This is a genomic window from Kribbella catacumbae DSM 19601 (assembly GCF_000372465.1).
In the GTDB taxonomy this organism is placed as follows: Bacteria; Actinomycetota; Actinomycetes; order Propionibacteriales; family Kribbellaceae; genus Kribbella; species Kribbella catacumbae.
On record NZ_AQUZ01000013.1, the window covers coordinates 156,347 to 167,105 of the forward strand.

The 10,759-nt window shown below is 67.9% G+C and carries 10 protein-coding genes and 2 pseudogenes; 9 read left to right on the forward strand and 3 right to left on the reverse strand.

The window, feature by feature from the left end:
• Positions 1-106: 106 nt before the first annotated feature.
• On the reverse strand, positions 107-802 hold the full coding sequence (locus A3ES_RS0116255; protein WP_020387898.1) for a hypothetical protein: 696 nt from the start codon (positions 800-802) through the stop codon (positions 107-109).
• Between the two features lie 239 nt (positions 803-1,041).
• On the opposite strand from A3ES_RS0116255, the gene A3ES_RS0116260 reads away from it, so the two are divergent.
• The 3 genes and pseudogenes from A3ES_RS0116260 to A3ES_RS56735 form a co-directional block, all read left to right on the forward strand.
• The gene (locus tag A3ES_RS0116260; RefSeq protein WP_020387899.1) at positions 1,042-1,743 is read left to right on the forward strand and encodes a GAF and ANTAR domain-containing protein; all 702 of its coding nucleotides are present in this window, start codon (positions 1,042-1,044) and stop codon (positions 1,741-1,743) included.
• A gap of 11 nt (positions 1,744-1,754) precedes the next feature.
• Positions 1,755-2,909, forward strand: coding sequence for an ROK family transcriptional regulator (locus A3ES_RS0116265; protein WP_020387900.1), 1,155 nt, complete (start codon positions 1,755-1,757; stop codon positions 2,907-2,909).
• Positions 2,910-2,944: 35 nt separating this feature from the next.
• Positions 2,945-3,052: pseudogene (locus tag A3ES_RS56735) on the forward strand (GNAT family N-acetyltransferase); the annotation flags it as partial.
• A 123-nt stretch (positions 3,053-3,175) separates the two neighbouring features.
• Here A3ES_RS56735 and A3ES_RS0116270 read toward each other — a convergent pair.
• Complete coding sequence (locus A3ES_RS0116270; protein ID WP_020387901.1) at positions 3,176-3,649, reverse strand: carboxymuconolactone decarboxylase family protein; 474 nt, start codon at positions 3,647-3,649, stop codon at positions 3,176-3,178.
• 237 nt (positions 3,650-3,886) lie between these two features.
• On the reverse strand, positions 3,887-4,258 hold the full coding sequence (locus tag A3ES_RS47400; protein ID WP_157630551.1) for a CGNR zinc finger domain-containing protein: 372 nt from the start codon (positions 4,256-4,258) through the stop codon (positions 3,887-3,889).
• 238 nt (positions 4,259-4,496) lie between these two features.
• Here A3ES_RS47400 and A3ES_RS57080 point away from each other — a divergent pair.
• The 6 genes and pseudogenes from A3ES_RS57080 to A3ES_RS0116305 all read left to right on the forward strand — a co-directional run.
• A pseudogene (locus tag A3ES_RS57080) lies at positions 4,497-4,934 on the forward strand (alanine racemase); the annotation flags it as partial.
• A 37-nt stretch (positions 4,935-4,971) separates the two neighbouring features.
• Positions 4,972-5,436: a D-alanine--D-alanine ligase family protein gene (locus tag A3ES_RS56740; protein ID WP_020387904.1), complete on the forward strand. Its 465-nt coding sequence runs from the start codon at positions 4,972-4,974 to the stop codon at positions 5,434-5,436.
• A 70-nt stretch (positions 5,437-5,506) separates the two neighbouring features.
• Entirely contained in the window at positions 5,507-6,001 is a 495-nt protein-coding gene (locus A3ES_RS0116290) for an NAD(P)H-dependent oxidoreductase subunit E (RefSeq protein WP_051084727.1), read from the forward strand.
• Entirely contained in the window at positions 5,998-7,566 is a 1,569-nt protein-coding gene (locus A3ES_RS0116295; RefSeq protein ID WP_020387906.1) for a formate dehydrogenase beta subunit, read from the forward strand. The genes A3ES_RS0116290 and A3ES_RS0116295 overlap by 4 nt, the downstream gene beginning before the upstream one ends.
• A complete protein-coding gene (gene fdhF, locus A3ES_RS0116300) occupies positions 7,563-10,376 on the forward strand; it encodes a formate dehydrogenase subunit alpha (RefSeq protein ID WP_020387907.1) in 2,814 nt (937 codons plus the stop codon). Before A3ES_RS0116295 ends, fdhF begins: the two co-directional genes overlap by 4 nt.
• On the forward strand, positions 10,373-10,600 hold the full coding sequence (locus A3ES_RS0116305) for a formate dehydrogenase subunit delta (RefSeq protein ID WP_026162914.1): 228 nt from the start codon (positions 10,373-10,375) through the stop codon (positions 10,598-10,600). The genes fdhF and A3ES_RS0116305 overlap by 4 nt, the downstream gene beginning before the upstream one ends.
• The last annotated feature ends 159 nt before the right edge of the window (positions 10,601-10,759 follow it).

A 10,759-nucleotide genomic window follows, 5' to 3' on the forward strand; every position in this document is an offset into this window, starting at 1 on the left:
CAGCCGAGGTAACTCCGGAAGCACCAGCCTCCCGGAGTAGCCTCGACTGCAACAGTGGCAGAAATGACCTACTACAACTAATTTCTGCCACTGTCCTTGCAAAAGGCTAGACCTGTGGCACCACCGCTTCTCCCGTGCTCACCTCGGGCAGGTGCTCGCGGACCATGTAGCCGCTCGCGCAGACCAGCCAGACGGCCGCCACCAGCAGCGGGACCGTGGTCATCAAGGTGCCTCCGGCAACAAAGGCGCCACTCTCGACGAAGATCCCGAACGCGCCGGCGAACGACACCAGCGCTGCCAGCAGGGCCAGATAGCCGAGCCAGTCCGGCATCAGATGGGTCCGCAGTACGCCGATGCCGGCTGCCGCGAGGGGCAGCGTGGCCGCGAAGCCGATCATCGTGGTGATGACCGCCGACCACTCGAACATCATCTGCGTCATCGCCGCGTCTCTTCCGTCGACACCGTAAGCGGTGGCCGCAGTGACCGCGGCGTTGACGAAGATGGCGCCGCCGACCAGCACGGAGCCTGCCAGCAGGGCCATGTGGATGTCGCTGCGATCGTCTCTCTCCCGCATCGCCTCGGCGAAGGCCGCGGCGAACCAGATGATCAATCCGGCTGCGGCGCTCGTCATGAGCGCGCCGGCCAGGATCGAGGTCCGGCCGTCGGTGAGGAAACTCGTGATCGCGTTCGCCGACTCGTCGACGCCTGGCGGGTTGCCGGGCAGGAACCTGCCCACCAGCACCAGCAGGACGAAGGCCAGTCCGGCGAAGCCACCCCAACGCAACTCGTGTCGCTCAGTCATGGGGAACACCTCCAGTAAATGCACCGCGGAACTGTGGTGCACCTACTGCTGATGTTCCACCGTTCTCCGCCGCCGTCAAGTGGCTGTAACCCCAGGTTGCCGGATGGTCACCTGCGGCTGTCAAAGTGAAACCAGAAGGGGATCCGGCTACCACTTCCGGCGGGCGAGGCTGCATTATGTGCGCTGAGGAACACTCCAGCCACGGGGTGCCCTGACACTGACCCATGTCTGGAGCCCAGATGGCTGACCCAGAGGTTGCCGCGTCGACGTCCGCGGACGCCTTCGCGCAACTCGCCATCGAACTGCACGACGCGCCAAGCGTCGAGGAGACAGTCGATGCGGTGATCCAGTTCGCCCTGCAAGCCCTGTCCTGCACCCACGCCGGGATCGCGCTCTACACGCGCGGCTCGCAACCGGAGGTCGCGGCGGTCACCGATCCGGTGGTCAGCGACGTCTACAGCCTGCAGATCACCTCCGATACCGGCCCACTGATCACCGCGTTGCGGGAGCGCAGCACGGTACTCGTCCGCGACACGACCCAGGACCAGCGCTGGCCGGAGTGGGCGGCGAAGGTGGCGAGCCTCGGCGTCCGGAGCGTGCTGGACGTCCCGCTGACCACCGGCGACGCGACTCGCTCGACGGTCGGCGTACTGGGCCTGTACTCGCCCGAGCCGGACGCGTTCGGCGAGGACGACGAGGCGATCGCGCACATCCTCGCCCGGCACGCGTCGGTAGCGGTCGCGTCGGCGCGGCAAGAGGAGACGATGGCGCAGGCGGTCGACGCCCGCAAGCTGGTCGGACAGGCGATGGGCATCCTGATGGAACGCTTCGACGTGGACGGCGACCGGGCGTTCGCGATCCTCAAGCGGTACTCCCAGGGCACCAACACCAAGCTCCGCGACGTCGCCCAGCAACTGATCGACACCCGCAAACTGCCGTAGGGTCTGGTGGAGTGGGAGGGATTTCGGCGGGAGCAGGGGCTTGGCGGCCGCTGAGCGGGCCTTCACATCAGCTTGCGCTGGAGATCCTGCTCGACGGGCCGCTGTCGCGGGCCGAGCTGGCCCGGCGGGTCGAGTTGTCGGCGGGCAGTCTGACCCGGCTGACCAAGCCGATGCTGGAGTCGGGGCTGCTGGTCGAAGTACCGGGCGGGCCTGCCGATCCCAAGGTCGGGCGGCCGTCGCAGCCGCTCGACATCGTGCCTACCTCACATCACTTCGTCGGCGTGAAGGTGACCGGAGACGCTGCTCTCGGCGTGCTGACCACCTTGCGGGCCGAGGTGATCGCGACCGAGGAGCGCCCACTCCCCAACCACTCGCCCGAGACGGTTGCCGATGTGGTCGTCGACCTCGCCCGCTCAATGGGTGAAGGCCAGCCGGAGGTCACCGGCCTAGGGATCAGCGTCGGCGGCCATGTTTCCAGCACCGGCGACGTACTCCGCGGCGACTTCCTGGCCTGGGAGGACGTGCCGTTCCAGCGACTCGTCGCCGAGCGCATCGACGCCCAAGTGGTCGTCGCGAACGACGTCACCGCGGTCACCGAGGCGATCCACTGGTTCGGGGCCGGCCGCGGACTCAGTCGCTTCTGCCTGCTCACCATCGGCGCGGGCATCGGCTACGGCCTGGTCGTCCACGACAAGCTCGTCGACACCACCGAGAGCGGGCTCGGCCTGATCGGTCACTTCCAGCTCGACCCGGACGGTCCGCTCTGCGAACGAGGCCATCGCGGCTGCGCGAGCGTGCTGCTCACCACCGAGGCCATCACCAGTCAGGTCGGCGAGGCCCTCGGCCGCCAGATCGGGTACGACGAATGCCTGGACCTGGCCAAGAACGGTGAGCCCGCGGCACGCCGGGTGGTCGGCTCGGCGGGTCACGCCCTGGGCCGCCTGGTCGCGGCAGCGAGCAACTTCACCATGCCCGAGGCCGTCATCATCGGCGGCGAGGGCGTCCAGCTGGCGACAGTCGCGCAAGACGAGCTCCAGGCCGGTCTCCAGTCCGACCGTCATCCATCAGCCATGCCACCGCCGATCGTCCTGCAGGACCCGTCGTTCACCCAGTGGGCCCGCGGCGCCGCCGTCATCGCCATCCAAACCTTCGTCCTCGGCCGCTGACCCACTCTGTGCACCACCTGAGCATGGATGCCGTCATGCATGACATCCACACCGACCCGGCGCATCGCCGCCGGGGACTGGGCAGCGTCGTGATGGCGCTGCTCAGCCGGCGAGCGATCGCCCGCGGTGCCGCCACCGGTCTGCTGATGGCGACCACCGATGGCGGCTACCTCTACTCCAGGCTGGGCTGGTTGTCAGAGGCAACAATGCCGACTACGGTACCGAACCCACAAGAACCCCGCCCCGGGGGGAATGGGAATCGAGGGTCAGCCGAACTGACCGACCACGTAGCCGCCAGCCGGCTGGCGGGTGATGACGTTCAGCCGGTTGTAGGTGTTGATCAGAGCGATCTGCGAGACCAGGGTGAAGAGCTGGTCCTCGTCGTAGTGATTGGCCGCATTCGCCCAGACCTCGTCCGAGACCCCGCCGTTCGCGTCCGCGATCCGCGTGCCCTCTTCCGCCAGCTCCAGCGCGGCGCGCTCAGCCTCGGTGAAGCAGGTCGCCTCCCGCCAGGTCGCGACCAGATTGAGCCGCTGCTGTGTCTCACCGGCAGCGATCGCGTCCTTGATGTGCATATCGGCGCAGAAGCCGCAGCCGTTGATCTGGCTGGCGCGGAGATTCACCAGCTCCAGCGTCGCGGCGGGCACCGGGCCGCCGGCCAGCGCGTGGCCCGCGGAGCCGATGTACTTCAGGACCTTGCCGGCGTTCGGGTTGGCGAAGATGTTCAACCGGGCATCCATGGTGGGACTCCTCTGTCGTATTCAAAGTGCCTACACCTGTACGACAAAGCAACCCGGCGAACTGTGACCTCGCTGAACGTGACCTGCATCTCTCCACGCCAGCCGGAGGTGGTGATGTTGGGCGGCAGGGCCGGACCGCCGCCACTCACAAACCTCAACCGATCGCACCCGGCCAGGCGTGCGCAGGCGTGCTCCCGGGTGGAAACGGGGGGTTTGTGAGTGGCGGAGGTCCGGGCATCACGGACTCCGGCTGCACCAGGCACGGGAGCGGAACGCGGCGACCTTCGTGCGGTTCTGGCAAGCCGTCGAGCAGAACCGCTGGGTGTGGTTGCGGGTCGCGTCCAGGAACAAGTTGTCGCACCGCTCAGCGCCACACCGCCGCAACAACTCCAGGTCGTCGCTGCCGACCAGCATCGCGACCGCGGTGGCGAACTCGGCCAGCCAACTGGTCGCCATCGACACCTCGGGGCCGGCGAAATGCAGATGCCAAGGCGCCCCCTCGTACTGCGTCAGCCGCGGCGCCGCTCGCGTCACCCGCAACAACTCGTTGAGCTCACCAGCGCTCGCGTCGACGTCGCCCTCGGCCAGCAACACCATGGCGGAGTACAACCGGACTCCACCGGCCGCAGCTCCACTCCGCGCCGAACCGGTTGCCCAGCGCGATGCCCGCCTCGAGCGAAGCCTTCAGATGACCAGTCGCGTCCACCTGAGAAGAGTAAGGCGGCGGCTCGATCAAAAGGACGAGCCGGGATGAGGCGATGTCGTACCAGAGTCGTAGACCCGGGCGCCCGAACATCCGCCCGCGAACCGATGCGCCGACTCGTTGCCGGAACCAACAATGACGGATATGAACCTGGTCCAGAGTCCGGCCCGCACCTGCGTGGGGCTGGCAGAGGCCGTCGTCGACCTCTCCGTGGTCAGGGACAACGTACAAACCCTGCACAAGCGGATCCGGCCGGGCACGGAGATCATGGCGATCGTCAAGGCCGACGCCTTCAACCACGGCGCGGTCCAGGTCGCCCGGGCCGCGATCGAGGCGGGCGCGACCTGGCTCGGCGTCGCCCGCGCCGACGAAGCCCTTCAGTTGCGCGCCGCCGGCCTGACCGAACCGATCCTGATCTGGCTGTACGACGCCTCCGAGCTGCTGCTGCTCTCGGACATCGATGTGAGCATCTCCACCGTCGTCGAGCTGCAGCAGGCGGCCTCGGCCCCCAACGTGCGGCAGATACACCTCAAGCTCGATAGAGGTATGCGCCGCGGCGGAAGCGCCCCCGATCAGTGGATCGCGCTGACCCGCGTCGTTACGTCGAGGGGACCCAGCGGTGAAGGTGGTCGTGATCAGTGGCGGTGCCAGCCCGGAGCACCAGGTGTCGCTCGCCAGCGGGCGAGGCATCAGCAAGGCCGTGGAGCTGTCCGGGCATACCGCCATCCCGCTGGTGATCGATGCCCAGGGCAACTGGAACGACGGCCTGTTCGAGGCGATCTCACTGCTGCAGGACAGCGACGTGGTGGTCCCCGCGCTGCACGGCGAGGGTGGTGAGGATGGCGTCCTCCAGGGCTTCCTCGACCAGCTACAGGTCCCGTACGTCGGCAGCGGCGTGGCGGCGAGCGCGGTCGGGCTGGACAAGCATCTGACCAAGGCACCCGGCATCGCAGTTCCCGCGGATGTGGGCGGCGGCCGGGATGTCCTACGCCGCGGTGATCGAGAACCTGCTGACCACCGCTGCCCAGAAGAAGGCCGCCTGAACTACGATGAACAGGCGGCGCTGGTAACCAGTACCAGTTGATAGTTCGTGCCTATCACGTCATAGACAGGTTTGCTTTGACCCTGGGGTAACGGGCCGGGACAGTCGTTGTATGACGAGCGAAGTCATATCCCCTGCCCCCGTCCCGGCTCCCGGGCGTGCCGAACGTGTGCGTGAGATCGCGACCGAGTTGCGCGGTCTGCGCGGCGCGCTGATCCCGATCCTGCACGCGGTGCAGGAGGAACTCGGGTACGTCGACCAGACCGATGTCCCCGTGATCGCCGACGTGCTGAACCTGTCCGTGGCCGAGGTGCATGGCGTCGTCACCTTCTACCGCGACTTCCGGCGCAAACCCGCGGGCCGGACCACCGTACGGATCTGCCAGGCCGAAGCGTGCCGCTCAGTCGGCGCCGAGGAGCTCGCCACGCACGCGCGGCGGCGTACCGGGGTCGGCTTCGGGGAGACCACGTACGACGGGAAGCTGACCGTCGACGAGGTGTTCTGTCTGGGCAACTGCGCCCTCGGCCCGGCGGTCCAGGTGGGCGACAAGCTGCACGGCAGGGTCACGCCGGCCAGGCTGGACGCGTTGCTCGGGGAGGCACGATGAAGGTCTATGTACCCCGCGACGCGGCGGCCCGGTCGGTCGGCGCGGACGAGGTCGCCGAGCGCATCGTCGCGGCGGCTGATGCCGCTGGTCGCGAGATCGAGGTGGTCCGCAACGGGTCTCGCGGGATGCTCTGGCTGGAGCCGCTCGTCGAGGTGGAGACACCCGAAGGGCGGGTCGGCTACGGACCGGTCGCTCCGGAAGACGTCGATGGCCTGATTGCAGCGGGCATGCTCGACGGTTCCGCGCCAGACATTGCTGTGGTACCCGTCGGCGGTGCAGCGCCGGGCGGCGGTGCGGGGCTTGGGCTGGTCGAAGAGCTGCCGTGGATGAAGCGCCAGCAGCGGTTGACGTTCGCGCGGGTCGGCGTGATCGACCCGCGCTCGGGCGACGACCACGCGGAACACCAAGGAAACAAGGGCCTTCAGACCGCGCTGGCCATGTCACCGGCGGACGTGGTCGAAGAAGTGGTGAGTTCAGGCTTGCGCGGCCGAGGCGGCGCCGGCTTCCCCACGGGGATCAAGTGGCGCACGGTGCTCGGCGCGGAGTCCGATCTCAAGTTCATCTGCTGCAACGCCGATGAGGGCGACTCGGGCACCTTCGCCGACCGGATGCTGATCGAGGGTGATCCGTTCACGCTGATCGAGGGCATGACGATCGCCGCCCACGCCGTCGGCGCCACCGAGGGCTATGTGTACCTGCGGTCGGAGTACCCGGATGCGATCGAGGCGCTCAACGCGGCGATCCGCACGGCCCGTGACCGCGGCTGGCTCGGGCAGAACATTCTCGGCTCGGACCTCACCTTCGACCTGCACGTCCGGGTCGGGGCCGGCGCCTACATCTGCGGTGAAGAGACCTCGATGCTGGAAAGCCTCGAGGGCAAGCGCGGAGAGGTCCGGGCCAAACCACCGATCCCCGCCCTGGAAGGGCTTTTCGGCCGCCCGACGGTCGTCAACAACGTGTTGTCACTGGCAACGATCCCGACCATCCTGGCGAACGGCGCCGCGACCTACGCGGCGTACGGGATGGGCCGGTCGCTCGGGACGAACGTCTTCCAGCTCGGCGGCAACGTCGCGCACGGCGGCATCGTCGAGACGGCGTTCGGCATCACGCTCGGCGAGCTGGTGAACGACCTCGGCGGTGGTACCGCGTCGCGACTGCCGGTCCGTGCGGTCCAGGTGGGTGGGCCACTGGGGGCCTACCTGCCAGTCGAACAGTTCGACCTGCCGATGGACTACGAGGCGTTCGCGGCCGCCGGGGCGATGGTCGGCCACGGCGGCATCGTGGTGTTCGACGACACCGTCGACATGTCCGCGATGGCCCGGTTCGCCTTCGAGTTCTGCGCGGAGGAGTCCTGCGGCAAGTGCACGCCTTGCCGGGTCGGCGCGGTCCGCGGGGTCGAGACGATCGACCGGATCCGGCGCGGCGAGGACCGCAAACAGAACCTCGTCCTGCTCGACGACCTGTGCGACCTGATGACCGACGGCTCGCTCTGCGCGATGGGCGGGCTCACCCCGCTCCCCGTCCGCAGCGCCGTCCGCCACTTCGGAGAGGACTTCACCGTATGACGCTGCTCAAGGAACCCGACTTCGGTACGCCGGCCCGCGAGGGTGAGGCGACTGTCGAGCTGACCATCGACGGGGTGAGCGTCGCCGTTCCACCCGGTACTTCGGTGATGCGTGCGGCCAAGCAGGCCGGGCTCGACATCCCCAAACTCTGCGCCACCGACAGCCTCGAGGCGTTTGGGTCCTGCCGGCTCTGCATCGTCGAGATCGACGGCGCCCGCGGCACTCCGGCCTCCTGTACGACGCCCGTCGCGCCCGGCATGGTCGTGCGCACCCAGAACGAGAAGCTGGGCAAGCTGCGCCGCGGCGTGATGGAGCTCTACATCTCCGATCACCCGCTCGACTGCCTCACCTGTTCGGCCAACGGGGACTGCGAGCTGCAGGACATGGCCGGGGTCACCGGGCTCCGCGAAGTACGGTACGGCTCGGGTGTCGAAGCCGGTGCCAACCATCTCGACGCACCGACCGACAGCTCCAACCCGTACTTCGATTTCGACGCCTCCAAGTGCATCGCCTGCTCGCGCTGCGTCCGCGCGTGTGACGAAGTACAAGGCACGCTGGCACTCACGATCGAGGGCCGCGGCTTCGACTCCAAGGTCGCCGCGGGCGCGGGCGTCTCCTTCATGGAGTCGGACTGCGTCTCCTGCGGCGCGTGCGTCCAGGCCTGCCCAACCGCAACCCTGCAAGAGAAGTCCGTCATCGAGCTCGGCATGCCCACCCGTTCCGTCATCACCACTTGCGCGTACTGCGGCGTCGGGTGCTCCTTCAAGGCCGAACTCCGCGGCGACGAGCTGGTCCGGATGGTGCCGTACAAGGACGGCGGCGCGAACGAGGGCCACTCCTGCGTGAAGGGCCGGTTCGCGTTCGGGTACGCGAGCCACCCGGACCGGGTGATGGAACCGATGGTGCGCGACGCGATCACCGACCCATGGCGGAAGGTCTCCTGGGACGAGGCGATCGGCTTCACTGCTCGCCGGTTGCGCGAGATCCAGGCTACTTATGGACCAGGATCGATCGGCGCGATCACCTCATCGCGGACGACCAACGAAGAGGTTTACGCAGTACAGAAGATGGTCCGCGCGGTCTTCGGCAACAACAACGTCGACACCTGCGCGCGGGTCTGCCACTCGCCCACCGGGTACGGGTTGAAGCAGACCTTCGGCGAGTCGGCGGGCACCCAGGACTTCAAGTCGGTCGGGAAGTCGGACGTCATCCTGCTGATCGGCGCCAACCCGACCGACGGGCACCCGGTGTTCGCGTCGCGGATGAAGAAGCGGCTGCGGCAGGGCGCGAAGCTGATCGTGGTCGACCCGCGCCGGATCGACCTGGTCCGGTCGCCGCACATCGAGGCTGCCCACCACCTGCAGCTCGCACCGGGGACGAACGTCGCCGTGGTCAACGCCTTCGCGCACGTGATCGTCACCGAAGGTCTGGTGGACCGTGAGTTCGTCACCGAGCGCTGTGAGGACTTCGGTCAGTGGGAGTCGTTCATCGCGCAGCCGGAGCACAGCCCGGAGGCCGTCGCCGAGGCGACCGGGATCCCGGCCGAGGAGTTGCGGGCCGCCGCTCGGCTCTTCGCCACCGGAGGCAACGGCGCGATCTACTACGGGCTGGGCGTCACCGAGCACAGCCAGGGCTCGACCACCGTGATGGCGATGGCGAACCTCGCGATGGCGACCGGCAACATCGGCCGGCGCGGTGTCGGCGTGAACCCGCTGCGTGGACAGAACAACGTGCAGGGCTCCTGCGACATGGGCTCCTTCCCGCACGAGCTGCCGGGGTACCGGCACGTCTCGGACGACGGCGCCCGTGACGTCTACGAGCAGCTCTGGGGTACGCCGATCCTGAACGAGCCGGGGCTGCGCATCCCCAACATGTTCGACGCCGCGATCGACGGGTCGTTCAAGGCGCTGTTCGTGCAGGGCGAGGACATCGCCCAGTCCGACCCGAACACCGCGCACGTGTTCGCCGCGCTCGGTTCGCTCGACCTGCTCATCGTCCAGGACCTGTTCGAGAACGAGACGGCGAAGTGGGCGCACGTACTGCTGCCCGGGACGTCGTTCCTGGAGAAGGACGGCACCTTCACCAACGCGGAGCGGCGGATCAACCGGGTCCGGCCGGTGATGGCGCCGCAGACCGGCAAGCAGGAGTGGCAGATCGTCTGCGAGATCGCGCAGGCGATGGGCTACCCGATGCACTACGACTCGGCCAGCCAGATCATGGACGAGATCGCGCTCACCACCCCGACCTTCATGGGCGTCTCGTTCAAGAAGCTCGACGAGGCCGGCTCGGTGCAGTGGCCGTGCAACCTGGAGCACCCGGACGGGACGCCGATCATGCACGAGGAGGAGTTCACCCGCGGCAAGGGGCGGTTCATGGAGACCGTGTACGTGCCGACGACGGAGCGGTCGACCCGCAAGTACCCGTTGATCCTGACGACCGGGCGGATCCTTTCGCAGTACAACGTCGGGGCCCAGACCCGGCGTACGGCGAACGTCGCGTGGCATCCCGAGGACATCCTCGAGCTGCATCCGCACGACGCGGAGGTGCGCGGGATCGAGGACGGCTCGATGGTGGCGTTGTCGAGCCGGGTCGGGCGGACGAAGCTGAAGGCGAAGCTGTCGGACCGGATGCCGGTCGGGGTCTGCTACACCACGTTCCACCACCCGGTGACGGGCGCGAACGTGATCACCACCGACAACTCGGACTGGGCGACCAACTGCCCGGAGTACAAGGTCACCGCTGTGCAGGTCGATCTGCTGGTGGAGCCGGTCTCAACCACAGCCGTGCGCGAGACGGTGCCGGCGTCATGAGCGCTACGATGATCCCACCGCATGTGCGGTTGGCGAACGAGATCGCGCGGCAGTTCGAGCACAAGGCACCGGCTGACGCCGCGACGGCGATCGCGAACCACATCAAGACGGTCTGGGACCCGCGGATGAAGCGGGCACTGGTCGCCTCCGTGGACGCCGGTGCCGACGAGCTCGATCCGGTAGCCGTCCTGGCCGCCAACCAAGTCCGAGCGACATTGAAGTGACACAGCAAGTGCGCCGTGTTGGAGGCTCCGTTAGCGATAGCGGTGTTCAGGTGCGTGCCTCGTGGTGGCGGAGGAGCGGCCTCGATGTTTTTCCATCGTGGCCGTTTCTCCGCCGCCGCGAGGTGCGTGCCTGGGCGCCGGTAGCGCAACGGAACCTCC

Coding starts and splice junctions, on each gene's coding strand:
- fdhF (WP_020387907.1), top strand. CDS start 7,563: ATGACGCTGCTCAAGGAACCCGACTTCGGTACGCCGGCCCGCGAGGGT.
- A3ES_RS0116290 (WP_051084727.1), top strand. CDS start 5,507: ATGACGAGCGAAGTCATATCCCCTGCCCCCGTCCCGGCTCCCGGGCGT.
- A3ES_RS0116270 (WP_020387901.1), bottom strand. CDS start 3,649: ATGGATGCCCGGTTGAACATCTTCGCCAACCCGAACGCCGGCAAGGTC.
- A3ES_RS0116305 (WP_026162914.1), top strand. CDS start 10,373: ATGAGCGCTACGATGATCCCACCGCATGTGCGGTTGGCGAACGAGATC.
- A3ES_RS0116260 (WP_020387899.1), top strand. CDS start 1,042: ATGGCTGACCCAGAGGTTGCCGCGTCGACGTCCGCGGACGCCTTCGCG.
- A3ES_RS0116255 (WP_020387898.1), bottom strand. CDS start 802: ATGACTGAGCGACACGAGTTGCGTTGGGGTGGCTTCGCCGGACTGGCC.
- A3ES_RS0116295 (WP_020387906.1), top strand. CDS start 5,998: ATGAAGGTCTATGTACCCCGCGACGCGGCGGCCCGGTCGGTCGGCGCG.